26 protein-coding genes and 1 pseudogene are annotated in these 22,382 nt (G+C 49.7%); 16 read left to right on the top strand and 11 right to left on the bottom strand.

The features are described from left to right. The first annotated feature begins 89 nt into the window (after window positions 1–89). The 3 genes from JZI27_RS05960 to JZI27_RS05950 are packed head-to-tail and all read left to right on the top strand — an operon-like array spanning window position 90 to window position 2,067. Window positions 90–1,337 carry a DNA polymerase IV gene (locus tag JZI27_RS05960; RefSeq protein ID WP_415783027.1) on the top strand — a complete coding sequence of 416 codons (1,248 nt, stop codon included), beginning with the start codon at window positions 90–92 and terminating at the stop codon, window positions 1,335–1,337. Further along, entirely contained in the window at window positions 1,334–1,723 is a 390-nt protein-coding gene (locus JZI27_RS05955; protein WP_251244060.1) for a YhjD family protein, read from the top strand. Before JZI27_RS05960 ends, JZI27_RS05955 begins: the two co-directional genes overlap by 4 nt. After that, window positions 1,720–2,067 (top strand): YolD-like family protein, encoded by a 348-nt coding sequence (locus JZI27_RS05950; RefSeq protein WP_122909565.1) that lies wholly within the window; start codon window positions 1,720–1,722, stop codon window positions 2,065–2,067. The genes JZI27_RS05955 and JZI27_RS05950 overlap by 4 nt, the downstream gene beginning before the upstream one ends. Window positions 2,068–2,099: 32 nt before the next feature. Here the strand turns inward: JZI27_RS05950 and JZI27_RS05945 are convergent, their stop codons facing one another. Continuing rightward, entirely contained in the window at window positions 2,100–2,453 is a 354-nt protein-coding gene (locus tag JZI27_RS05945) for a VOC family protein (RefSeq protein ID WP_122909659.1), read from the bottom strand. A gap of 335 nt (window positions 2,454–2,788) precedes the next feature. Between JZI27_RS05945 and JZI27_RS05940 the strand changes: the two genes are divergently transcribed. Next, a complete protein-coding gene (locus tag JZI27_RS05940; RefSeq protein ID WP_122909564.1) occupies window positions 2,789–3,070 on the top strand; it encodes a hypothetical protein in 282 nt (93 codons plus the stop codon). 164 nt (window positions 3,071–3,234) lie between these two features. Further along, window positions 3,235–3,717, top strand: coding sequence for a hypothetical protein (locus JZI27_RS05935; RefSeq protein ID WP_122909563.1), 483 nt, complete (start codon window positions 3,235–3,237; stop codon window positions 3,715–3,717). 76 nt (window positions 3,718–3,793) lie between these two features. Here JZI27_RS05935 and JZI27_RS05930 read toward each other — a convergent pair whose 3' ends face one another. Then, a complete protein-coding gene (locus JZI27_RS05930) occupies window positions 3,794–4,165 on the bottom strand; it encodes a NucA/NucB deoxyribonuclease domain-containing protein (RefSeq protein WP_245996927.1) in 372 nt (123 codons plus the stop codon). 277 nt (window positions 4,166–4,442) lie between these two features. On the opposite strand from JZI27_RS05930, the gene JZI27_RS05925 reads away from it, so the two are divergent. Beyond that, complete coding sequence (locus JZI27_RS05925) at window positions 4,443–6,038, top strand: amidohydrolase (protein ID WP_280207044.1); 1,596 nt, start codon at window positions 4,443–4,445, stop codon at window positions 6,036–6,038. A gap of 34 nt (window positions 6,039–6,072) precedes the next feature. Here the strand turns inward: JZI27_RS05925 and JZI27_RS05920 are convergent, their stop codons facing one another. After that, complete coding sequence (locus JZI27_RS05920; protein WP_251244055.1) at window positions 6,073–6,981, bottom strand: DMT family transporter; 909 nt, start codon at window positions 6,979–6,981, stop codon at window positions 6,073–6,075. A 144-nt stretch (window positions 6,982–7,125) separates the two neighbouring features. On the opposite strand from JZI27_RS05920, the gene JZI27_RS05915 reads away from it, so the two are divergent. After that, window positions 7,126–8,010: a LysR family transcriptional regulator gene (locus JZI27_RS05915; protein ID WP_280207043.1), complete on the top strand. Its 885-nt coding sequence runs from the start codon at window positions 7,126–7,128 to the stop codon at window positions 8,008–8,010. On the opposite strand, the gene JZI27_RS05910 is transcribed toward JZI27_RS05915, so the two are convergent. Next, window positions 8,005–8,349: a TMEM164-related integral membrane acyltransferase gene (locus JZI27_RS05910; RefSeq protein ID WP_481752797.1), complete on the bottom strand. Its 345-nt coding sequence runs from the start codon at window positions 8,347–8,349 to the stop codon at window positions 8,005–8,007. The genes JZI27_RS05915 and JZI27_RS05910 overlap by 6 nt on opposite strands. A gap of 451 nt (window positions 8,350–8,800) precedes the next feature. Beyond that, window positions 8,801–8,989, bottom strand: coding sequence for a hypothetical protein (locus JZI27_RS05905; RefSeq protein WP_276531761.1), 189 nt, complete (start codon window positions 8,987–8,989; stop codon window positions 8,801–8,803). A gap of 200 nt (window positions 8,990–9,189) precedes the next feature. Here JZI27_RS05905 and JZI27_RS05900 point away from each other — a divergent pair, with 200 nt between their 5' ends. After that, window positions 9,190–10,758, top strand: coding sequence for a PTS sugar transporter (locus JZI27_RS05900; RefSeq protein WP_280207041.1), 1,569 nt, complete (start codon window positions 9,190–9,192; stop codon window positions 10,756–10,758). A 101-nt stretch (window positions 10,759–10,859) separates the two neighbouring features. On the opposite strand, the gene JZI27_RS05895 is transcribed toward JZI27_RS05900, so the two are convergent. The 3 genes from JZI27_RS05895 to JZI27_RS05885 are packed head-to-tail and all read right to left on the bottom strand — an operon-like array spanning window position 10,860 to window position 11,824. Next, window positions 10,860–11,042, bottom strand: coding sequence for a hypothetical protein (locus tag JZI27_RS05895; RefSeq protein WP_122909556.1), 183 nt, complete (start codon window positions 11,040–11,042; stop codon window positions 10,860–10,862). A gap of 60 nt (window positions 11,043–11,102) precedes the next feature. Further along, window positions 11,103–11,324: an alpha/beta fold hydrolase gene (locus tag JZI27_RS05890; RefSeq protein ID WP_183185087.1), complete on the bottom strand. Its 222-nt coding sequence runs from the start codon at window positions 11,322–11,324 to the stop codon at window positions 11,103–11,105. Then, entirely contained in the window at window positions 11,324–11,824 is a 501-nt protein-coding gene (locus JZI27_RS05885) for a Gmad2 immunoglobulin-like domain-containing protein (RefSeq protein WP_122909555.1), read from the bottom strand. Before JZI27_RS05885 ends, JZI27_RS05890 begins: the two co-directional genes overlap by 1 nt. Window positions 11,825–11,984: 160 nt before the next feature. Between JZI27_RS05885 and aspA the strand changes: the two genes are divergently transcribed. Then, complete coding sequence (gene aspA / locus JZI27_RS05880) at window positions 11,985–13,409, top strand: aspartate ammonia-lyase (protein WP_122909554.1); 1,425 nt, start codon at window positions 11,985–11,987, stop codon at window positions 13,407–13,409. Window positions 13,410–13,524: 115 nt separating this feature from the next. Here the strand turns inward: aspA and pdaA are convergent, their stop codons facing one another. After that, window positions 13,525–14,343: a delta-lactam-biosynthetic de-N-acetylase gene (gene pdaA / locus JZI27_RS05875; RefSeq protein ID WP_280207040.1), complete on the bottom strand. Its 819-nt coding sequence runs from the start codon at window positions 14,341–14,343 to the stop codon at window positions 13,525–13,527. A gap of 170 nt (window positions 14,344–14,513) precedes the next feature. Here pdaA and JZI27_RS05870 point away from each other — a divergent pair, with 170 nt between their 5' ends. The 4 genes from JZI27_RS05870 (at window position 14,514) to JZI27_RS05855 (ending at window position 18,364) form a co-directional block, all read left to right on the top strand. Beyond that, complete coding sequence (locus tag JZI27_RS05870) at window positions 14,514–14,975, top strand: hypothetical protein (protein WP_280207039.1); 462 nt, start codon at window positions 14,514–14,516, stop codon at window positions 14,973–14,975. Then, window positions 14,947–15,153: a hypothetical protein gene (locus tag JZI27_RS05865; RefSeq protein ID WP_148038758.1), complete on the top strand. Its 207-nt coding sequence runs from the start codon at window positions 14,947–14,949 to the stop codon at window positions 15,151–15,153. Before JZI27_RS05870 ends, JZI27_RS05865 begins: the two co-directional genes overlap by 29 nt. Window positions 15,154–15,222: 69 nt before the next feature. After that, window positions 15,223–17,187 carry a CotS family spore coat protein gene (locus JZI27_RS05860; protein ID WP_280207038.1) on the top strand — a complete coding sequence of 655 codons (1,965 nt, stop codon included), beginning with the start codon at window positions 15,223–15,225 and terminating at the stop codon, window positions 17,185–17,187. A gap of 25 nt (window positions 17,188–17,212) precedes the next feature. Then, entirely contained in the window at window positions 17,213–18,364 is a 1,152-nt protein-coding gene (locus JZI27_RS05855) for a glycosyltransferase family 4 protein (RefSeq protein ID WP_280207037.1), read from the top strand. A 158-nt stretch (window positions 18,365–18,522) separates the two neighbouring features. Here JZI27_RS05855 and JZI27_RS05850 read toward each other — a convergent pair whose 3' ends face one another. Beyond that, the gene (locus tag JZI27_RS05850) at window positions 18,523–19,077 is read right to left on the bottom strand and encodes a hypothetical protein (protein WP_122909549.1); all 555 of its coding nucleotides are present in this window, start codon (window positions 19,075–19,077) and stop codon (window positions 18,523–18,525) included. A gap of 175 nt (window positions 19,078–19,252) precedes the next feature. Then, window positions 19,253–19,402 (bottom strand): annotated as a pseudogene (locus JZI27_RS05845) (LysE family transporter); the annotation flags it as partial. Window positions 19,403–19,596: 194 nt separating this feature from the next. Between JZI27_RS05845 and JZI27_RS05840 the strand changes: the two are divergent. The 3 genes from JZI27_RS05840 to JZI27_RS05830 are packed head-to-tail and all read left to right on the top strand — an operon-like array spanning window position 19,597 to window position 22,364. Then, on the top strand, window positions 19,597–20,619 hold the full coding sequence (locus JZI27_RS05840; protein ID WP_280207036.1) for a DUF7847 domain-containing protein: 1,023 nt from the start codon (window positions 19,597–19,599) through the stop codon (window positions 20,617–20,619). Continuing rightward, window positions 20,612–21,241 carry a DUF4129 domain-containing protein gene (locus JZI27_RS05835; protein ID WP_122907641.1) on the top strand — a complete coding sequence of 210 codons (630 nt, stop codon included), beginning with the start codon at window positions 20,612–20,614 and terminating at the stop codon, window positions 21,239–21,241. Before JZI27_RS05840 ends, JZI27_RS05835 begins: the two co-directional genes overlap by 8 nt. Then, on the top strand, window positions 21,234–22,364 hold the full coding sequence (locus JZI27_RS05830) for a DUF4350 domain-containing protein (RefSeq protein WP_122907640.1): 1,131 nt from the start codon (window positions 21,234–21,236) through the stop codon (window positions 22,362–22,364). Before JZI27_RS05835 ends, JZI27_RS05830 begins: the two co-directional genes overlap by 8 nt. The last annotated feature ends 18 nt before the right edge of the window (window positions 22,365–22,382 follow it).

Here is a 22,382-nt window from a genome sequence, read left to right as displayed (position 1 = left end):
CGAAAAAAGAGTATAAAAGCGAACGTTTGTTTGCTATACTAAGAACAAAAGCATAATACGAACAAACGTTCTTGTACAGGAGATGGTCTATGATGACCAAGTCGGGCAACAAGCGAATCGTCTTTCTCATCGACATGCAAAGCTTCTACGCCAGTATCGAGAAAGCAGCCAATCCGCAGCTGCGGGACCAGCCGATTGTGGTGGCTGGGGACCCTGAACGGCGCAGCGGAGTAGTGCTGGCTGCCTGCCCGATCGCCAAAACGTATGGCGTGGTCACGGCGGAAGCGCTGTGGCAGGCACAGCAAAAATGTCGGCACCTCGTCGTCGTTCGGCCGCGCATGGAAACCTATATCCGTATTTCCATGCAAATCACGCAGATCTTCGAGTCCTTTACCGACAAAGTGGAGCCGTATTCCATCGACGAGCAGTTTCTCGATGTGACGGGAAGTGTTCATCTGTTTGGAGATGTGTACCAGATGGCGGCGCAAATTCGCCAGCGCGTCTGGTTGGAGACCGGGATCAACTGCCGGGTGGGAATCGGAGAGAACAAGGTCTTGGCGAAGATGGCATGTGACAATTTTGCCAAAAAACAGGAGGCGGGGGTGTTCTGGCTAAAGAAGGAGGAGCTGGCCGAGACGCTGTGGAAGCTGCCGATTGAGAAGCTGTTCGGGGTCGGTTCGCGGATGAAGCGGCATTTTCATCGGATGGGAGTGTACGAGATCGGACAGCTGGCGGGGATGTCTCCCGCCGTCCTGACACGTCGCTGGGGAGTCAACGGCGAGGTGCTGTGGCGCACCGCACATGGCATGGATGATTCGCCTGTATCGCTTAACACCTACGATACGCAAAAAGGAATTGGTCATCACATGACGCTGCCACGCGATTATCACACAGCGGCACAGATCAAGGTGGTGCTTCTGGAGCTGTGTGAGGAGGTGTGTCGGCGGGCGCGCAGCAAGGAATTGATGGGATCGGTCGTCTCGGTAGGCTGTCGCGGCGCTGATTTGGACGCGGCCAACGGTTTTGGCCGTCAGTTGAAGCTGGAGGAGCAGACCAACGATGCGACGACGCTGTTTGAGGCGGTCTGCTGTCTGTTTGACCGCCACTGGCAGGGGACGCCTGTGCGCAGTGTCGGAGTCAATCTGGAGCAGCTGGTGCCGGACAATGTGCTCCAGCTCAATCTGTTCACGGACAATCAAAGACGGCGTTCGCTGGCTCATGCGATGGATGACATTCGCTCGAAGTACGGTCAGGATGCCATCCTGCGAGCAGCGTCCCTGCTCGGGGCTGGTCAGGCGAAGGAGCGCGCCCGCAAGATTGGAGGGCACTACAAATGACCCGCCCCGAGGAGTCAGGAAAAGAGCAGCCAGAGCCAGAGATGGATCTCGTCCGGCGCTATATCCTTTTTGGCCTTTTGTTTCGCGTCGTCATGGCGGATATGACCTCGGTGCACCGCGTCTCCCTGAAACTGTCGTACGATGGATTTTTTCAGGAGCTGTCCCGTTGGTCAGAGCGTCAGCACCATGCGATTCGCCGGCTCTTGCGTCAGCGGGGATGTTACGTGGTCAGCACCCAAAAGCAGGGGCATACCTACGTCGTTCAGTATCGCCAGCGTGGCTATTTACGCGAAGCGATCTATTCCATTGAAATCCTGCGGGCGGAATGCCAGGAGCTGATCGGGCTTTGGATGACAGGCTATCAGCAAGGAGAGGGGACAACATGAGGGAAACACGCGTATCGAAAAAGGATAATCTGTTTGTATCCAGCCGGTTTGTACTCCCTGAGCATCGGGAAATGTACGCACGCATCAAGGAACAGGAGCGTCGCTACGTTCCACCCGAGCTGGATTCCGATCAGCTGGCAGAGCTAAGCGAGCAGGTCTGGCAGGCTTTTCAGACAGGGACTGCTCTCGTGCTCACCTACTATAACGGAAAAGAACCAAGCAGATTGTCCGGCTACGTCATGCACATCGATCAGGTACAGCAGCGAATGAAGCTGAGGGTGGATACAGGTACGCAATGGCTTTCGTTTGCCGCCCTGCTGCAAGCAGAAAGGGATGTCCGTTAAAGGGCATCCCTCTTTCCTTGCTGGAACATCTCCTAGTATTCGCATACTTCCAGACAGTTACCATCCACATCGTAGAAGGCGAAGTACGTGGCTCCATACTCCTTGATTTCCTCGACCTGAACGTCACGGCTTTTCAGGTAATCGTAAGCTTCACTGGCACGCGAGACATAGAAGTTAAAAGCGCAACGGCGAGGCTGAAAATAAAGGGGATCTTCTGTGAGGAACAGTGTGATGGAAGTATCCCCGAATTTGACGCACTGGTATTCTCCCTGTTCACTCTTCCAACCGAGAACACCACCCAGAACATCCACATACCAGTGGGCAGCTTTCTCAATATCCTTGGTTGGGACAAAAACCGTGTCAATTCGTTGAAACAAATTAGTCACATCAAATCGCCTCTTTCTTGTCAGGATAAGAACATACATTCGCGCATAAATGGAAAAATCCTCCCTTACCTAAGACGTTTTTATCAAAAGGCGTCAAATGTGACAATTTCGCATGTGTGAAAAAAGCAAACATCAAAAAACAGCGTGACAAAGCGAAAGTGATATGTCTGAGAAAGAAACGTCACGACGGAAGCAAAAAGCGGTGGAAAACAGCTTAATTTCGCATTTTCCAGCGTATTGTGGATTTTGCCAGAAATCCTGATTCCCTGTATTCTTTGTATCGTTAGAACTTCATTTGATGAGAAGTTCGATGCATACAACAAAGGAGATTGTACATGTTAGCACAAGAAATGGGTGTGATTTTCACCAAGCACGTAGAACAGATTACTTCCAAGTGCTGGAGTGAATTTCTGCAGCAGCTGGAGAGTAAAGGTTTATACGTGGTCATCGAGACAGATACCAACGGGCGGGTGATGAGTCCACTGGGTGGTTTGATGCCAATGCCGTGCAAAAGTGAGACGCTCCATATTCTGACTGCCGACGATTTGCAGCAACGGGGCTTGCCGCTTGGCCACCATATCGTGAATACGCGAGAAGCAAAAGTAGCCACATCGTAGAAAAAAGATCAAACAAGGAATCACACGACCTTTCCTGCCGGAAGTATTTCGGTGGGGAAGGTTTTTTGCTGTCGATTTTATAAAAAATAGACGTAATTCGACAAACAAGATCCATCCGCAGATGATACTTCGAACGTGAGAATCGTGGTCGAAGAGGTGAAACGATGCATCCTTCCAAGCAGTCAGTGACAGAAAGTAAAGAGTCGCCAAACACAGCAGGCCATCTGGTACAATTGCAAACCCCTGCTAACATGCGTTCGTCCTCCATTCGCGTCCTGCAGCAGTCGATTGGCAATCAGGCCCTGCAACGGATGGTTGCGCAGTCAAACTCAAAACAAGCGATACCTCGTGATATGAAAGAAGAGAATGGCGTGATCCAAGGGGTTTTTCTGGACAAGCATAAAAATGAACTGCCGGATCATTTGTGGTATAAAATTTTTGTGAACAGCGGGAAGTCCATAAGAGTAGATTATCTCACGCGAAACGGTCATATTGGTATTAGGCATATCCAAAACGCCATGTATGGACATTTGCCAAGGGCATCAGAGGCAAAGGTGAAAAAAATGAGCCGAACGGATTTGAACGAAAAGCATATCAAGGAGCTGGATCAAGCGCTCAGTGCTTATAGGGGATCTTTTTTGGTGTAAACCAGCTGGGAGAGTCTCCACTGCTTCCTCAAAAGCAAACCCGCATGGCGCATTCACGGCCGAGCGGGTTTTACGTTCATTTCACCACAAATTGCACACGCGTCCCGTCCGGGTAGTTCTCCAGCTGATTGGAGACCCAAGATCCCGCTCCGCGATTATCAGATGGGGATATGTAGGCGATATCTGCACCCTTGCCGCCTTCCGCACACATCGCCATCGGCCATTCGTCCCGATCGAAGCCGCGTTTGGTAGGAATGCCTAGCAGGGACTCATCCCGATTTTGATCGGCACCTTTGCGGTCAATCGTGCAGATGGAGGAGTGACCATTCTCCACAGCTGCTTGAATATGTGCCGCAGTCTCAGGGAAGCGCTGGCTCGGAAATTCCAGGACGAGATCCGCTTCGGTCGGTGTGCTGACCGGCGTACCAGTCTCTAGCTCCCCAAACAGATAGGTGCAAACAGCGACGACGATGGCAAGAAAGAGTAGGATAGGCGAATTTTTTTTCTTTTTCTTACGTCTCAATGGTTTTCTCCTTGTCTCCCAAAACTTGTTGGTTTTTCGCAACATAACTCGTATTATACCGATGATTTCCAAATGCGAACAAGTGTTTTTTAAATTGGAGTTGAATTCAGGAATAAAGAAGGATAAAAGCAACCCATGAACAATTAAGAAAGTAGTAAAACGAAAGCTGTTTTGAGTAAGGCTAAACTAGGAGGCATATGCAATGACAACCACGATATTTACGAACGGAAGGATTTACACGGGCGATCCGCAGCATTTGTTCGTCCAGGCCCTCGTCGTCCGGGATGGACTCGTTCATGACTTGGGCAGTGGTGCGGACATGCTCTCACAGTGGGGAACAGGGGCTCAAGTAATTGACCTACAGGGACATACAGCAACTCCTGGTTTGATTGACAGCCATTTGCACTTGGGCTGGCAAGGCTTGACTTTTATGCAGCTCAATTTGAGCAAGGCGACCTCCAAGGATGAAATGTTGATGCTCATTAAGCAAAGAGCTGAAGAAACGGGCCCCGAGGAATGGATGGAAGGATTTGGGTGGGACGAAAATCTGTTCGTAAATGGTGGAGGAATTCCTACCATCGAAGAGCTGGACCGGGTCGCTCCGCATTGTCCGATCATGCTCTCTCGCATATGCGGGCATGCAAATCTGGTCAACAGTAAAGCGCTGGAAAGGATTGGCTATCATCCGGAAATGGCAGTTCCGGCAGGGGGCGTGGTCGTCTGCGATCCGGACACAGGACGTCCGACGGGGATGCTGCTGGAGACGGCTTCCAATCTGGTCAAGCCGCATATTCCCAAACCAAGCTACGATCAGCTGAAGACGAGCCTGCGCAACTCCATTCAGTATGCGCTCCAGCATGGCCTGACAGGTGCGCACACCGAAGATTTGCGCGAATTGGGTGGATTGGCTCAAACCTACCGTCTCTACGATGAGCTGATCAATCAGGAGGAGCTGGCGCTTCGTTGCAACCTGCTCGTTTACTATCCTCACATGCATGAGCTGCGCGAACAGCAGATGTATGCAGGCTATGGCAACAGCCATGTGCAGATAGGAGCTGTGAAGATCTTTGCGGATGGAGCACTGGGACGGCGCACTGCCTATTTGTCGGCTCCCTATGCGGACGATCCGACCACCAGCGGCTATCCAGTGCACGAGCAAGAAGAATTGACAGAGCTGGTTCGGCAGGCGCGAGCCCTCAGCATGCCGATTGCGGTCCATACCATCGGCGACAAGGCACTAGAGATGGTCTTGGACAGTTTGGACCAATTCGCGCCGGCAGCCTATCGGGATCGACTCATTCATACGCAGATTGTCCGGCCAGATCTGCTGGAGCGCTTGCAGCATCCCAACCGAATCGCGGACATCCAGCCGCGCTTTTTGGCGGGAGACTTTCCGTGGGTGATTGATCGCGTGGGTGAAGAACGGATTGCATTCTCGTATATCTGGAAAACGATGATCCATAAAGGGATTATCTGTGCGGGCGGATCGGATACTCCGGTGGAGCCGATCGATCCTTTGCTGGGGATTCATGCAGCGGTCACCCGCAAAGCACCAGGGGAAACGCATGGTGGCTACATGCCGGAGGAGAAGCTGACCATGCAGGAAGCGATCTCGCTATTCACGACCAGTGGAGCAAAAGTTACCCATGAAGATCATCTGAAGGGCACCTTGAGTCGAGGCAAGTTTGCCGATATGACTGTTTATTCGAACGATTTGTTTGCGATGGACCCGGATGAACTGCTCTCGACGAAAATTGTCATGACCGTCATCGGCGGAAAGGTTTGCTACACGCGTTAAGCCAGAAAAAATGAACGTGCAGGCGAGGAAGACCTCATGCCTGCACGTTTTTTTCAGTTACTGCCAGCTTTTTTGAGGATTTGCGTCGCAGCCATTTACCCAGATCCATTTCGGCGATCAGGATGCTGAACAATACCAGGGCTGCACCCACATACCCGCGCAACGAAAGCATTTCACCCGTGACCAAAAACGCGATTGCGACAGCGAATACGGGTTCCATTGAAAAGATCAGGGCAGTGTGCGTCGGAGTCGTGTACTGCTGGGCTACCGTCTGCACCACGAATCCGACGGCCGAGCAGAAGATTCCCAGCATCAGAACCGCAAACCATGCCTCAGGGGTTACGGGGAGCCGCGGCGTTTCCAAAGCTAGTGAAAAGAGCAGCCCAAGCAGGCCAGTGAAACCGAGCTGGTAAACACCGAGCTGGAGCGGATCGGATTGATTTGCCCATCTGCCAGTAACGATGATGTGAATGGCATAAAACACAGCGCCGAGAATGCATAACAAATCCCCACGGCTGATTTCAAGCTGGCTGTTCAATGTGAGCAAACCAATACCGATCAGTGCGAGAAACGCTCCAAGAAAAACACGTGGCGGCGGAATCTGGCGCAGCAGCATGGATAAGAACGGTACGAAGATGACAGTCAGACTGACGAGAAAACCTGCCTGGGATGCAGTGGTTGTCTTCAAACCAGTCGTAATCGTAACAAAAACGCCAAACAATAGGGTGCCTAGAACAAACGCTTTGCCGAGGGTCTTCCGATGAGTACGCAGGATGCGCCGACGAAAGAAAAGACCAGCCAAGACAAAGGCGAGCAAAAAGCGCAGAGCAATAAAATTGAAGGTTTGCAGATCTGTAAGCCCCATCTGCATGAACAGATAGGAGGAACCCCAAAAAAGGGTTACCAAAAGCATAGCCAGATCAGCTTTTAATTGAGGTTTCATTCTCGTGCTCCCTTATCCCCGCAGATTGAAGCTGGGACACTTTATCTCTTGATACGTTTTCAGTATAAGGGTATCGCTTGAATAAGAAAAATGAATGTTTATTATGGTTTGCACAAATTGTTTTCATGAAAAAGAGGGGTATGCATGAGTCTCAATAAGTACGAAGTTTTCACGTCGGTGATGGAAACAGGCAGCTTGACCAAAGCAGGGGAGCTTCTCGGGTTAACACAGTCGGCTGTCAGTCATGCCATAGCCAGTCTGGAACAGGAATTTGGCCTGACACTCATGATCCGTGGGAGGTCTGGAATCAGCCTGACAAGCAATGGGGAGCGACTGTATGGCTATATGCGCGAGATTCTGCGGGTCAATGAACAAATGAAACAGGAAGTGGACGCAATAAAAGGCATTGAGTCGGGAACCGTAAATCTCGGTACATTCACCAGTGTCTCGACGCAATGGCTGCCGGGGATCTTGAAGCAATTCCAGGACGCCTATCCGAACATTGAAATCAAGCTGTTCGACGGATACTACGACGATATTGAAGAGTGGGTTTCAGCGGGAAAAGTAGATCTCGGTTTTGTCTCTATGCCTACTGCGACATCCTTCGATCTGCTGCCTCTCAAAAAAGATCGCATGCTCTTGCTGGTGCCTTCTGATCATCCGCTTGCCGCGAGAGAAATCGTACAGGTAAGCGAGCTGGTAGAAGAAACATTTATCATGCCGACCATTGGCTGTGACAATGATATCCAGCGCATTTTAAAGGAATACAAGCTGCAGCCAAAAATCAAATACGAGCTGGGAGACGATCATGCGATTATTGCGATGGTGCAAAATGGCCTCGGAATCAGCATTCTCCCGGAAATGATCTTGTTTCGACTGCCTGCGAATATTTGTGTCATTCCTTTGGAGGGAGCCCACTATCGAACGATCGGAATTGGTGCCCCCTCGATGGCCAACCTGTCTCCAGCCGCACAGCGATTCTTGGCTTGCGTGGAGGATTGGGTACGGAATTGTGCACTGCCTTCATGAAGACATCTCTTGTGAGGATGAGGATATTGCTTTTTTGCCCCATGCAAAAGGCCAATAAAGCAGGAGAAAGACCGCCAAAGCGACGCCTTCCAGGGAGAGGATGTACCACGGATACTCGCCCAGGTAATCAATCAGGCTAGGGTTCTCCGGCTTGTGTGAGACGAACAGGTAGTTCCCGCCTGTAAAGTGATTGACCAGCAAAGCCACGAGTAGGAGCACATTGAGAAAGCCCATCGTTTTCCAGACTGAGCGAAGCGTTGGGCGATATCCTTCCACCCATGTCATGAACAGACAGGCGTATAGCGCAGTGTGTGCCTGGAACGTGCAGAGGAACGGCATTTTTTCCGATATACAAAAAGAGCGGCCGTGAGCACAACAAAAAGCAGCAGCACGACCAAATGAGAGGTGGAAAACAAGTGGAAGGGATCCTCGTCAATCGTGTAAGCAAATAAGGAAGGTGACATACAGAAGCTCCTGAAAAATATTTTTGAAAGAATTCACAAAATTTTAACACAAAAACCGAGTTTTATATAAGTAAATGGTTATAATAAAGGTATACAGATAGATTTCCTCGGAAAGGAGATAGGACAGTGAACTTGGTACTGACAGAGAAGATGTGCAAAACATGTCAAGCTCGCTTGACCGAATATGAGATCGAGAATAATGAAGGTCTGTGTATAGATTGCTACAAAGATAGTCAGAATAATGAAGAAAAATAAATAAATAAATCATGGATGATCCCCTTTCTTCTACAGAGAGGGGGTTTTTTACTGCCTCGAGAGTGGTTTTCTTATTCGTAAGGCAGCTTATCCATCAGAAGGAGCAGGAAGGTAGCGAGTGGTCCAAGCAGCAAGGAGATGAGAAACCAGTTAAATCCACTGCGGTTTTTTCCCTGAGCAAGTCCAGCGTTGATCAATGCAAGCGTTCCCCAGCCAATCCCATATTCGTTTACCACGCTTTTCACCCCACCTTGATACATCGGTATGTAAAATTACAAGACAAATTATACCATATTATCTGAAGATTTCTATATTCATGTCAATCTGTTCAATCTCATCGAATAAATACAGAGAATCTCTTGAATTATGTGCCATCCTTTACTAAAGTAAAACTATACCTAATTAATAAAGTAACGCTTTAACAAAACAAAACAAAACAAAACGTTGGGAGATCTTGCATGTGACAAAGCGGATAGCAGTCGTAGGAAGCAGCGGGGGCAATTTATATAATCTGGGAGGAAAAGATCCTGAAAAGCTCTTGGGTGAAATCATCACACAGATCGAGTCAGCAGGAATCGAGCTGGCAGCGGTCCAGTTCATTGCGGCTAAAAGCTCGATGGATTCAGCAGGCGACTCGACAGATGCTGCGGTGTATGTATGGAATGAAAAAGTCAGTCAAGTGGTCTCGGTGTTTGAGGGACCGCTGGAGGCGTGCAATCGGTATGCAGCCAGCGTGGACGAAGAGATCGCAAGCCAGATACGGGCAGGAAGCGTCGATGGCTTGATCGCGATGAGTGCAGCGCCAGACGGTGCCAATCAGCAGGTCATTCGCGCAGCAGTCGATCAGCAGGTACCGATAGCTGGTACAGGCGGTACGTCGATGGCACAGATCGCGTCAAAGGGCGCTTTGGTCATTCTGACTTCCGGAACGACAGGAACGACAAACCGGACGAGAGCGATCAGTTTTCTCACCGTATTCAGCAAGCACTGGGGAATCGCGTACAGACCGATGATCGGGGATTCGAAGCAAGCGTCGGGTATCTCGGCTAGCCCGTGGAAGCGAGTCCAAATTCGAGGAATCATGATGGCTTCGCTGCCGGGCTTTATCGCGCTGGCATTGATCCTTGCCCTCAGTAAGATACCCGGTTTGTCCATGCTGAGTGAAGTGTTTGACGTCTTGATCAAGGCACTGCCCGTCGTGATTGCGGCGGTAGCGGCGAAACAAGTGTCTGACATGGAAGAGGTATCCGTCGTGGCAGGGGTGCTGGCAGGCGTCTTGTCTATCGATGGAGGAATTATTGGCGGTATGCTTGGCGGTATAGGCGCAGGTCTTTTGGTGAATCTGCTGTTTAGAAAATGTATCGAGTGGCGGTTTCCGACCACGACTGTCAATATTATTGCCGGCGGTATCTCTGGGCTAGTATCAGGATTGATCGTCTATTATTTGTTGGCGCCGATTGCCTTGCAGGCAGGGGAGTGGGTAAAAGTTCTGATTGAAGGAGCGGTGGCTTACAGCCCGATCCTGGCGGGTTTGATTGCAGGACTTCTCATCTGGCCAGCGATCATTGGCGGTGTGTATCATGCCGCGATTTTGCCGATTGTGCTTTTGGAGATGGAGAAAACAGGGAACAGCTTCCTGGGTGCAGTGGACATGGTCGGACTCGTCATGGTATCTGCGGGAATTACACTGGCGAATATCGTAGCGCCACGCGAAAAAAGCGAAGCTACGTTGGCGACGCCTGGTTTTTTGATCAATATGGGCTTTGGTACCTTCGTCGAAGCAGCATATCCATTCATGTTCTCTAATAAGCTGGTGTTCGCAGGAGCTGTGATCTCTTCAGGTGTAGCTGGTATGCTGGTTGGTTTGTTTGACGTCAGAGGAACAGCCTATGTGCCTTCGATCATGGCACCACTTCTTTCCAATAACATGGTCGGATTTATCCTCGCGATGGCGAGTGGGCTGTTATGCTCCTTCCTGATCACGCTGGTCGCCAACAAGATGGCCAAGAAAAAAGGACAGGCTCAGTGAGTCAATCCAAAGACCCCCTGACTTAAGCAAGTGAGTCAGGGGGTACTCTTTTTTCTTCGATTATTCAGCAGAAGCAACCCCGTCCCTTGTCTGAAAGCACTTCACACGCTCCAGCCAGTTGGCAAACAGGCTCTGTACAGCGCTGGCTGCTCGATCTCCAGCATGTGTCCAGCTTGGTCGAGAATGGAGCAGGTCGCATGGGTAAAAGCTTTGAGCAGTGCCAGATGATCCTGATAGCCGCATATCGCGTCTTCATCTCGCTCCAGGATGATACGAGAAGGCAAGGTGCGTATCCACCAAACGATATTGCCACCAAGGCAAAGCAGCGATGGGCCAGCAGCGAGTCAAGTTTTGTCAAGCAGCATGGACAAGAGATCGTCCGATGTTCGCACCCAGTCTTCCACCGGGCTGTGACCATGGGCGGGCAAGTCGATATAAATCCGCTGATAGCCCAGAGTATGTGCAAAATGAGGTTCGGCCCATGCTTGCATGGAGCGGTGATCCGTTCCCAATGCGTGGAGAAAGACGAGTGGGTAGCCTTCTCCGATGATCTTGCAGGAGACCATTATTTTTCCGGCAAAGGAATGATCAGTTCATGCTGTCTGCTTCCGTCCTTTGCACTAACCTCAAACAGAATAAGCATCAGTGTAGAATTCGGCTCCGCCTTTTTTACCTTTACCGTATGGGTGAAGTCGCCCCACTCCGGCGCTCCAGCAGAGGTATTTACAGTGCCCTCGGTCAATTCATTGTGCCCGTCTTCTACCACATATTGAAACACAGCTTCAAATACTCTGGCTTGCCCCTTGATCTCGAAGGTATCCTCTCCGGTTTTAGCCACTGTTACTTTTTGAAAAATATCGTTTCCGTACGTTTTCTCAGCAGCAGGCTGCTCTTCCTTTGGAGGCTCCTGTTCGGGAGCAGGTGTTTGCGGCTGATTTGGCTGTTGCGCAGGTGGTTCACTTGAGGCTGGGGGCTGTTCGGGAGCAGGCTGATCGACCGCTTCTGGCGTACTGCTACAGCCATGCAGGAGTGCTGCGGTCAACAAGATGAGAAAAAGTTTCTTCATGGTATCCCTCGATTCCATTTTTTCATTGATTATTAGCCATTCTACCCAATAAGACGGCGAAAAAGATAGCTGTGTTTCAAAGAGACAGCCCTTTTCTGAAAATCTATGGTAGAATGAGGGGGACGTAACCCACTATTACTAGGAAAGATGGCGAACAAGGATGGAACAACAATCGTTTCGAATTGAAAAGGATTTTCTTGGTGAAAAAGAGATTCCTGTAAACGCTTACTACGGTGTGCAAACCATGCGGGCAACAGAGAATTTCCCAATTACCGGCTACCGCCTTCATTCATCGCTGATTATTGCCATGGCTATGGTAAAAAAAGCAGCGGCGATTGCCAACATGGAAGTATCTCGACTCAACCCACGTCTCGGTAATGCGATCGTGACCGCTGCCGAGGAGATCATGGATGGAAAGTGGCATGACCAGTTCATCGTAGATCCGATCCAAGGGGGAGCGGGAACCTCCATCAATATGAATGCCAATGAAGTGATTGCCAATCGTGGATTGGAGCTTTTGGGAGAGAAGAAGGGGGATTACTTCCACCTGAGCCCGAATACGCATGTGAACATGTCTCAATCCACCAACGATGCATTTCCGACAGCGATTCACCTGGCAACACTAAGTCTTTTGGAAAAGTTACTTGTGACCATGCAGACGATGCACGATGCATTCGGACAAAAGGCACAGGAGTTTGATGACGTCATCAAAATGGGTCGTACGCATTTGCAAGATGCGGTACCGATTCGTCTGGGCCAGGAGTTCGAAGCGTATCGCCGGGTACTGGATCGCGATATCAAACGGATCAAGCAATCTCGCCAGCATCTGTACGAAGTCAACATGGGGGCGACAGCAGTAGGCACTGGGCTGAATGCAGATCCGCGATATATAACGACAGTCGTAGAAAAGCTGACGGAAATCAGCGGCTTCCCCTTGGAAGGAGCCGAACATCTCGTCGATGCCACCCAAAATACAGATGCTTATACAGAAGTGTCTGCGGCATTGAAAGTATGCATGATGAATATGTCCAAAATTGCCAATGACTTGCGTCTGATGGCATCCGGACCGCGCGCAGGACTAGGAGAAATCTCTTTGCCAGCCCGCCAGCCTGGATCATCGATCATGCCGGGGAAAGTCAATCCGGTCATGGCAGAGGTCATCAACCAAGTGGCTTTCCAAGTCATCGGAAACGACCATACCATCTGCCTGGCGTCTGAAGCGGGTCAACTGGAGCTCAATGTGATGGAGCCAGTGCTCGTCTTCAATCTGCTGCAATCGATCAGTATCATGGACAATGCTTTCCGCGCGTTCACAGAATACTGTCTCGCAGGAATCGAAGCCAATCGAGAGCGCATGAAGGAATACGTGGAGAAAAGTGTGGGTGTCATTACCGCAGTCAACCCACATCTGGGTTATGAGACAGCGGCACGTATCGCCAGAGAAGCCATCCTCACAGGCAAGTCGGTTCGCGAGCTGTGTCTGCAGCACAATGTTCTGACAGAAGAGGAGCTGGATTTGATTCTGGATCCTTTCGAAATGACCCACCCAGGGATCGCTGGAGCGTCTCTGCTGGATCGGGAATAGGAAGAAAGTACGGAAATCCTGTTAAAAGATTGTTCCGGAAGATAAAAGAGCTCCCGTTCCTCGCGTATTCGTGCAGGAACGGGAGCTTTATTTTGTGAAAATGGCTATATGGTATTTAGTGCCGAGGTGTAGATGGAGACAGGGGCGCAGGGGTGGTGGCGGAACCAGGCAGCTGATCCAGGCTTTTAAAAACATAGCCCTGTCTGTGCGCTTCATCAATAAAAGCACCCAATGCTTCCGTGTTGTCCTTGGAGATGGAGTGCAGCAAAATGACCGCTCCCGGATGTAGCTGGGACATGATCTGGTCATAGGCGTACTTCCAGCCGCGCTGCTGCTTGACATCCCAATCCTTGTAGGCAATCGACCAAAATACGTTGGTGTACCCCAATTCCTTCGAGATCCCTAGTGTTCGATCACTGAATATCCCCCGAGGTGGACGCAAGTACTTCATTTCCTTTTGCCCGGTTACCTCTGTTACGGCATCCTTTACCTTGGCCAGTTCATCCTTGATTTTTTCATTCGAGATCGTGGACATATCGGGATGGCTCCACGAGTGATTGCCGATCAGATGACCTTCCGCAACCATTCTTTTCAACAGCTCAGGCTTGTCCTTTACGTAGTGGCCAGTGACGAAAAAAATAGCGGGCACATGTCTGGATAGCAGGGTATCTAAAATAGCCGGTGTGAATCCGTTCTCATAGCCATTGTCAAAGGTCAAGTACAATTCTTTCTGTGAAGTATCGCCTAGAAAAACAGCGCCATGTCGATCAACAATGGATTTAAACCCCTCTTCGTTAATCGATGGAAGCCTACCATTCTTGCTTTTTTTAAACCCGAAATGATAAGGCTGATCCTGGTAGGCGACCGTTGATTGAAGAGGCAGCATACACAGCAGAAAGAGGCTGAAAATCAGGCAAGCCATTCGTTTGTTCATTGACTCTCCTCCCGATCTAAAACGAGAGCCATTTTCGCCAGCTCCTTTTCCATAGCGAACTACTCACGTCCTTTCTCCATTCGTTGCATGAATCATGTTCGTCCATGAAAAGTTTGTCCAGTTCGTTTCCAAATATGTACCGTAGCCATAAGGCGGGCTAAAGCCTGTAAATGAGCACAGAAATCGAAAATGTGCAAAAAAAACTTGGAGACAGGACAACTGCTCATACAAGTGACCAAGAACCAACATATAGTACTAAAGTCAACGGTGATCCGCTGACTGGTAACACGATACTACTTAGTGCCGGAGGTGTGGTCATGGGAAACGATTGGCTGAGACAATTGAGACAAATCATTGAAGATGACGATGACATTGAAGAAGTAGAAGTAAAAGTAGAATACGAAGACGGCAGAAAGAAAAAATGGATTTTCACAGACGACGCAAGACCCGTACTTGAAGATAATGACGACGAAGAAGACGATGAAGACGATGAAGACGATGACGAAGACTCTGACGGATCTGATGACGAAGACAATTCAGAAGAATACGAAGCTGACGAAGAAGACGACTCCGATGATGAAGGCGAAGAAGATGAGGATGAAGATGAAGAATACGGTGACGATGAAGCCTAATCATCCATTTAACAAAAAAGATGCGTCTGACAGCGCATCTTTTTTTATTTATGCAGGATCAAAGGTCCATTTCTTCGAGCTTGTCTCTTTGCGCGTCGCCCATCCTGGAACAAGCTACGGGCATGGTTTTTTGATGATAGAACTGGCTAATTCCTATGGCTATTTGTCCGTTTCGTGATGAAAAATGATCGAATAGTAATAGGAAAGGACCATCAACGCACCATAATTGGACGACGGGAGGAAGGCAATGGAAGAGTACCTGATCAAGCCGTGGGACATTCACAGACAGGGAACAGGAGCAGCCGAAGCCGCCCTAAATTGGGATATGCATGTTCCGCCGGAAATAGACACGATAGCTGAGGCGGTTATCAAAATGTACGATATGTCTGTCAGCAGTCGAACGTTGATTACCTCCAAACCAGACAAAGGTGGAGCCATTTGGCGGATTGAGACCAATAAAGGACCGAGAAGTCTGAAGTTGTTGCATCGAAGTCCAGAGAGAAGCCTGTTCAGTGTGGGTTTACAGGAATATGTTGTCAAGCAAGGTGCTAGAGTTCCGGCGCTGATACCGGCAAAGGACGGGAAGCTGTTTGTTGAGATGGGCGGAAAGCTCTGGATTGTCACGGACTGGATCAATTTACAGCCTGCGACGAAGGTTGATCTGGTAGGCGCACAGGAACTGTGCTACGGGTTAGGGGAATTTCACAGGCACACCAAAGGCTACTTGCCTCCATTAGGAGCGAAAAACTCATCCCGCCTGTATCGTTGGCCTAATTACTATCAGAAAATCGCCAAAAAAATAGGCTGGATGCGGGAAATGGCATCCGCGTACAGCGAAACAGCGGCGAGCCCAGAGATCCTGTCTGTCGTCGATGAATACGAACGTCAGGCACAGGAAGCGATCACACGACTGCAGCAATCAGCATATTCCAAAATGGCTGCGATGGGGGAACCTCACTGGGGCCTTGTACACCAGGACTATGGATGGTCCAACGGACAAAATGGACCAGGAGGTCTTTGGGTTATTGACCTTGACGGGGTGTCCTACGATCTGCCATTCCGCGATTTGAGAAAGCTGATTACTAGCACGATGGACGATATGGGCGTATGGGATGTCGGTTGGATGCGCGGAATGATTGAGGCGTATCACAAAGCGAATCCCCTGGATGCAGAATCGTTTGACGTTTTGCTGATCGATATGGCCATGCCCAACGAGTTTTACAAACATCTGAAAGAAATGTTCTTTGATCCTGTTACGTTTTTGAATACGGAGGCTGGAGCGATCCTCCAACGTGTGGTAGCGACGGATCAGACGAAGTGGCAAGCGTTAGCGGAACTGAGCAAAGACAAATCGAAATACGCAGCTGGCTCCTACGAGCAGGCAGCTGTCGCACAATCCCCCGAAAAAATCCCCTCACAAGCTTCCTCCACGTTTATCTGGGAGCAAAAACAGTGGAATCTGCAGACCAAAAAGCGTGCAGATCAAACAGAAAAAGAAGCTGTATCTGCTTCCTCCAATGACAAACAAAAGAGCAGCAAAAAAGAGAACGCGCCCAAACGCGATAAAGCTGAAGAGAAAAAGGTCAGCTCAGGCAAGCGCGAGACAGTCCCGTTCGAAGAGAAGAAGGTCGAATCCACTCAGTCTAAAGAGAAAAAAGTTGACACCTCTCAGTCCAAGCAGAAGAAGGATGCTGTCAAAGATAAAGTGGCTGAGCTGAAGCCTGTAGAAAAGAAATCCAGTTCTGTCTCTGCTGCGGAAGAGAAAGAAGCTGTGCGCTCGTCCGCCAGTAGAAGAAAAAGCCTCACATCATCCTCTGCCTCCAATGTTATTAATCTTCTCCCTTACCTTTCCAATCCAGTCACTAGAACCCCTAGAGCAAAGACAGCAGCTAGCGGAAGGAAGCGCCAAGCAGGTGCCGCTGCAAAAGCAAAACGTACTACGACCGTGAGAGCCTTGCAGACCAAACGAACGGAAGCAAGCCGAGCCATTGCCAAGAAAAGACAAGCGAAGCCGCTTTCATCAGCACGGACAGCATCACGTCTAGGACAAAAATCAACGAGCACGACCAAACCAAGAAGAGCAGCAACGACGTCTGCGTCGAGTCGTCACGGGTATAATAAAGTGCCTGCTCCACGAAACCGCGTGACTACCAATCCTGCTCGCAAACCAAAAGCAAAGCAAGGTATGAAGAAGTACAAAGGCTTGCGATGAACCGCATGAGGAAAGGGGAATCACGATGAAGGTAGCCATGATTTGCACCGAAAAGTTGCCCGTGCCTCCAGTCCGCGGCGGTGCCATTCAAACCTATATTTCAGGAATCGTGGATGATCTGAGTTCCTATCACAATGTAACCGTTATTGGTACGACAGATCCGGAGCTAGCGACCGACGAGATCATCCGACAGGTTCGTTACGTAAGGCTAAACGGACTGGGCGTCTTTGAAACGTATGCAGCAGAGGTCGTTCGCTTTTTACAGACAAGTGAATACGACATCATTCATGTCTTCAATCGTCCGCGATTGGTACCGTTGATACGGGATGTTTGTCCAAACGCGAGAATCATTTTGAGCATGCACAATGACATGTTTGACGTGGCCAAAATTGATCCGCAAGTGGCAGTCAAAGCCATTGAATCTGTCGAGCGAATCATTACCATCAGCGATTACGTAGGGGGAGTCATTTCCTCCCTGTATCCTGCAGCTACAGAAAAGCTGCGGACCATTTATTCGGGAGTGGATCTGGGAACCTTTGTCCCCTGGGAAAAATCGTCACAGGCGCGTCAAGTTCGCCAAGAGCTGAGAAGTCAGCACCAATTGAATGGCAAACAAGTCATCTTGTTTGTAGGTCGGCTGACTCCTAAAAAAGGTGCAGATATCCTCGTCCGAGCCATGAATGATTTAAGCAAACGCCACTCCAATATAGCACTGGTCCTGGTCGGTGGCTCCTGGTACAGCGAAGATAAGGTCAGCGATTATGTAGCGTATGTACGTTCTTTGGCTGGTCGTTCACCTATTCCGGTCATTACCACTGGTTTTGTTTCGGCTGAACAGATTCATCAATGGTTTTGGGCAGGGGATATCTTTGTTTGTCCGTCCCAATGGGAGGAGCCATTGGCACGTGTACACTACGAAGCAATGGCAGCAGGTCTCCCCTTTGTGACGACCAAGCGAGGAGGAAACGCCGAGGTCATTATCGGAGGAAACGGTCTACTGGTTGAGCAACCAGAGAACCCTTTAGCTTTCTCAGAGCAATTGCAAAAGCTCCTTTCCAGCCGGGATCTGCAACGCAAAATGGGAAGTGCAGGCCGGATGTTGGCAGAAGAGCGCTTTAAGTGGAATCGTGTGGCGCGAGAAGTTCGCGAAGTCTGGGAAGGAAGAGGGTTTCGATAAAAAAAGGGAATCGAAAAGCCCACATTCTGCTGACAAACAGTGAGCAGGTGGGCAACCGATTCCGATACATAAAAAGAAGGTGCAAGTGAGCTTGTAGGGTAACAAAGACGCAAACGAGCTAACTCAATTTGGATTGTCGATCCTTCGTTTTCAGAGCTTTAAGGATCTGCGGAAGAAGCCTGGTCTGGCAAGTTGGGAATGATAGCGACGATTCGATGAAGTGGAATCAGAACGGAGCTGCCGATGTGGTCGAGAGCAGAAAGGGTTTTCAGCTCAACGATTCCTTCATCGACCCGGATCAGCTTTCCCACTCGATACCGGCGACTGTGCACGCCAAAGTCGGCGGAGAGCAGGAGCTCAATGGTCTGTTGCTGCTTCATGCATTTGACCAATTCCCTGCGAAGACCTTTAACGCCTGCTTCCTCAGCGGATTCTTCCGCTTCGACCTCGACATTGACGATGGGTGCTGGAATAATCAAAGGCTTCGGTGCCTGGATATTTACAGTAGGTGCCTCCACTTGAACGTTGGGTGTGGAGGGCGTGACTGTAAGCTCAGGCGCTGGGGCAGTCACAAGTACTTTAGGAGCCCGAACATTGACGCGAAGCCAGCGAGGATGGTCTAGCTTCCTTGCTCTTTTCCCGCGTACGTTGTGTGAAGAAGAGTGATTTGGGCGAGAATAGCGATTTCGTTTTTTAGACTTGGCCGATTTCACTGATGACACCTCCCACTGTGCATGGTTTATCATATTCAGCACGGCAGGAGCGGTCTGGACATATTACCTGAGTAAGGGCAATTTGGGGCTGGTAAGCGGATTATTTTTCTGCCAGGGCGAGGCGAATGCCGATCGCCGCATACAAGAGGGCTTTGCCATAGTTCACATACTTCCTTACGCCGTTAGCCAGCCCAAGAGCGGTCATGATCCCAGCTTTTCGCCCATTGGACATGCTTTGCGCGATAACGAACAGGATATCAGGTCCGGGAGCGAGGGTGAGCAGGATTGAGACAGCCAAAAATGAAATAACGAGTGAAAGCTCCATCATGTCAACTCTCCTTTGGGAATAAAACTTGGTTGAACCTACATTACGGCAATTCAGAAAAGTCGTCCAGTAGGAAAGGAGCGGTTTGTTAAATATCGGAAATTCACGAGTCTGAAGAAAGGAATTTTTTTAAAAACAAGGAAAATCGTGTATAATGGTCGGGTAATCTCAAATAGAGACATGGAGGTTTCACAATGAATCAAACACCGCTTACCCCTATGGGAGTAGGAAAGCTGTTGGATAGGAGCTTTTCCATATACCGTCAACGTTTTGGAGCATTTTTTCTGCTGGCTTTGATGGTGTTCGGGCCCTTGCTTTTGCTTCAAGACTTGCTGCTGATGGACTTTAGCAGTATGCCCTTCCTGTACCAGGACACTTCTGGAGAAGATTTCTGGGAGTCCTTGGGTCAAAGATTTATCTCTTCCGAAGAAAACGTGACCCAGAACATAGCCTTGCTGCTGGTCTACTTGTTTATCGTCTTTCCTATTATAACATTGGCTGCCTACCCGCAGCTGCTCGCATCCAGTCTGATCCTGACGAAAGCGGCGGTCGAGGGGGAAACGACAGGGATCAAAGCAGCTTTGCGTCAATCCTTCAGTCGTTTTTGGCCACTGGTGGGTAGTACAGTACTCTACTTATTGGTTATTGTGGGAATATTTCTGGCCTTTTTCATTCTTTGCGGTTTGCTTTTTCTTCTCTTCGCCTTCAGTACAGGCGAGAGCATGGATACCCTTTTCTCGGACGACAGCGCACTCAATCCGATTGTCGTCGTAGTCTTTTTCCTGGTAGCGTACTTCCTTTTCATCATCGGCGTCATGCTCGTCCCCGGATTTTTTATGCTTCGTTGGGGTTTTTATCTGCCGCTCGTTTTGTTGAAAGGAGAAGGGGTAGGTTTAAGCAAGAGCTGGAACTTGACGAAAGGGAATTTTTGGCGACTGTTTGGGCTCTATTTCGTAGTCATGATCCTGTACTCCATCTTCTCAAGCGGGATTCAATTCATCCTCATCGGGGCTTTGGGTGCGTCCTTGATCAGCAGTGTGCTGCAAGTCTTGTTTTCATGCCTGCTGATGCCTTGGATGTTGATCGTCTATGCGCTGGCTTATCTCGATTTGAATGTGAGAAAAGAAGGAACAGATTTGGAGGCGATGCTGAACCAGCATCGTCCAGAGGATACAGCTGTAGCAACGCTAGACAAACAGGGAGAGCCACATGAGTAGCGCCATGATTGGGTCAAAGGACAAGGAACGGTTAGTCGAGATCCTTTCCTCTGATGAATTTAATAGGCAGTCCCAGGAAGGTGCAGGATGGATTGAAAAAGCAATCAACCACTTAATTGAGATGATCGCGAAGCTGTTTCAAGTGACGGAAATTCCGACAGAAGCGGCTGGAACCGTTTCTGTTTCGGTCGTGATTGTAGCGATTGGCGGCTTGTTGTTTTTGATCTATTGGTTGTCACGGAAAATGGTTTTGCAACAGAAGCGGGAGCGTACCTTATTCGTTCAGGGGGAAAAAAAACGTTCCTACTCGGATTATCTAAATGAGGCGAGACAGCTTGGACAGCAGGCGGAGTGGCGGGAAGCCGTCCGCCATCTGTTTCTCGCGCTGCTGGTTTATTTGCAGTGGAAGAACTGGATCCGGATTGAGAAATGGAAGACCAACTGGGAATATGCAGATGAAATCCAGTACAACTATCCGGCTGCACAGGATTTGTTTCGCCGACATGCGCGTTCATTTGAACAGGTTTGGTATGGGCAGGAAGAAATTGACCAACAACTGTTTTGGCAGCAGCTCCAGGAATTAGAGAAGCTGCTGGGTGAGGAGGGACATCGTCATGGGTAGCCTTCGCACCTATCGCATCGCCCTCGTCATTGCCATTTTTCTACTGGTGGGCATCAGCTTGCTGATCGTCAAGCCAGCGCCTCCCTCGTATCCGCCATATGTCGCAAAGTCAGCACAGCCGAATGGAAGTAAAGCCATTGTCATGCTGATGGAGGAGAAAGGCAAGCCGATCAAGGAATGGCGTCAGCCTATGAAGTTTTTGCCATCGCAAGCAGGTCAGGTTCTGATTTCTCTGGAGCCCAAAGGAATGACAGAGCTGGAAAGAGAAGAGCTTTTGGATTGGGTAGCTCTAGGTAATGATCTGATCCTGTTTGCAGAGGAGCCGGCAGATTGGGAACAAGCTTCGTTCCAGCTGATTCTTCAGGAGAATGAAGAAGAGGAAGCAGAGCGGAAAATCTGGGGGCCTCAGCTGAGCGGTAACAGGAACGGCGTGGTGCAATCGCCTTTGCGATTGGATAAAAGCCAGGACATGGAAGAATTGCTCAGTGACGATGCAGGCGTCCTGGCAGGACGTACAACCATCAGCGAGGGGACAGTCAGTCTGTTTCTTGTCCCGCAATGGATGAGCAACGGACAGGTTGCCAGGCACGATCATTTCGAAGCGATTTGGCCTTATTTGCAGAACGAGTGGTCTGTCGTTTGGATGGATGAATACCATCATGGCTATCGGGATCAGCCCAGTCTGTTTGCGCTTTATCCCGGATGGCTAATCGCAGGCTTTGCTCAGCTGGGCTTGCTTCTCCTCATGTGGATTTGGTGGAGAGGAAAAAGATTTGGACCTATCTACACGCTGCGAGAATGGACAGTACGTCGTGGCGACGAGACTTTGCTTGCCGTGTCCAGCTGGTACGAACGAAGACGACTTGCCATCGATGCACTGCGTCATCGTGAAACGTACTTGAGGCAACTCATGCATGAACGGTGGGGCGTGCACCAACGAGCGGAACATCACGAAATCCTGCAAGTGGCACGTACCAAATGGAACGAAAGCGAGCTTGCAGCCTTGGTGCAAGTATTGCAAAGACTGGAACAGATCAAGACAGAGAATGCCTATTCGCAAAAACAACTGCTTGCAGACAGTCTCCTGTTAGACAAGATATTGAAGCGCCTGGAGAAGGAGTGATTGGTGTAGTGGAACGAT

The organism is Brevibacillus sp. AY1 (assembly GCF_029870785.1).
Taxonomy (GTDB): domain Bacteria; phylum Bacillota; class Bacilli; order Brevibacillales; family Brevibacillaceae; genus Brevibacillus; species Brevibacillus invocatus.
Note: the sequence above shows the minus strand (reverse complement) of the source record. Positions and strands in the feature narration are given on the sequence as shown.

Excerpts from the sequence above, each read along its gene's own strand:
- pdaA (WP_280207040.1), bottom strand. The coding sequence starts at position 14,343 with ATGAACAAACGAATGGCTTGCCTGATTTTCAGCCTCTTTCTGCTGTGT.
- JZI27_RS05935 (WP_122909563.1), top strand. The coding sequence starts at position 3,235 with ATGCATCCTTCCAAGCAGTCAGTGACAGAAAGTAAAGAGTCGCCAAAC.
- JZI27_RS05915 (WP_280207043.1), top strand. The coding sequence starts at position 7,126 with ATGAGTCTCAATAAGTACGAAGTTTTCACGTCGGTGATGGAAACAGGC.
- JZI27_RS05920 (WP_251244055.1), bottom strand. The coding sequence starts at position 6,981 with ATGAAACCTCAATTAAAAGCTGATCTGGCTATGCTTTTGGTAACCCTT.
- aspA (WP_122909554.1), top strand. The coding sequence starts at position 11,985 with ATGGAACAACAATCGTTTCGAATTGAAAAGGATTTTCTTGGTGAAAAA.
- JZI27_RS05830 (WP_122907640.1), top strand. The coding sequence starts at position 21,234 with ATGGGTAGCCTTCGCACCTATCGCATCGCCCTCGTCATTGCCATTTTT.
- JZI27_RS05870 (WP_280207039.1), top strand. The coding sequence starts at position 14,514 with ATGAGCACAGAAATCGAAAATGTGCAAAAAAAACTTGGAGACAGGACA.
- JZI27_RS05885 (WP_122909555.1), bottom strand. The coding sequence starts at position 11,824 with ATGAAGAAACTTTTTCTCATCTTGTTGACCGCAGCACTCCTGCATGGC.
- JZI27_RS05865 (WP_148038758.1), top strand. The coding sequence starts at position 14,947 with ATGAAGAATACGGTGACGATGAAGCCTAATCATCCATTTAACAAAAAA.
- JZI27_RS05840 (WP_280207036.1), top strand. The coding sequence starts at position 19,597 with ATGAATCAAACACCGCTTACCCCTATGGGAGTAGGAAAGCTGTTGGAT.
- JZI27_RS05960 (WP_415783027.1), top strand. The coding sequence starts at position 90 with ATGATGACCAAGTCGGGCAACAAGCGAATCGTCTTTCTCATCGACATG.
- JZI27_RS05905 (WP_276531761.1), bottom strand. The coding sequence starts at position 8,989 with ATGTATCAAGGTGGGGTGAAAAGCGTGGTAAACGAATATGGGATTGGC.
- JZI27_RS05910 (WP_481752797.1), bottom strand. The coding sequence starts at position 8,349 with ATGCCGTTCCTCTGCACGTTCCAGGCACACACTGCGCTATACGCCTGT.
- JZI27_RS05925 (WP_280207044.1), top strand. The coding sequence starts at position 4,443 with ATGACAACCACGATATTTACGAACGGAAGGATTTACACGGGCGATCCG.
- JZI27_RS05855 (WP_280207037.1), top strand. The coding sequence starts at position 17,213 with ATGAAGGTAGCCATGATTTGCACCGAAAAGTTGCCCGTGCCTCCAGTC.
- JZI27_RS05950 (WP_122909565.1), top strand. The coding sequence starts at position 1,720 with ATGAGGGAAACACGCGTATCGAAAAAGGATAATCTGTTTGTATCCAGC.
- JZI27_RS05890 (WP_183185087.1), bottom strand. The coding sequence starts at position 11,324 with ATGGTCTCCTGCAAGATCATCGGAGAAGGCTACCCACTCGTCTTTCTC.
- JZI27_RS05940 (WP_122909564.1), top strand. The coding sequence starts at position 2,789 with ATGTTAGCACAAGAAATGGGTGTGATTTTCACCAAGCACGTAGAACAG.
- JZI27_RS05835 (WP_122907641.1), top strand. The coding sequence starts at position 20,612 with ATGAGTAGCGCCATGATTGGGTCAAAGGACAAGGAACGGTTAGTCGAG.
- JZI27_RS05955 (WP_251244060.1), top strand. The coding sequence starts at position 1,334 with ATGACCCGCCCCGAGGAGTCAGGAAAAGAGCAGCCAGAGCCAGAGATG.
- JZI27_RS05860 (WP_280207038.1), top strand. The coding sequence starts at position 15,223 with ATGGAAGAGTACCTGATCAAGCCGTGGGACATTCACAGACAGGGAACA.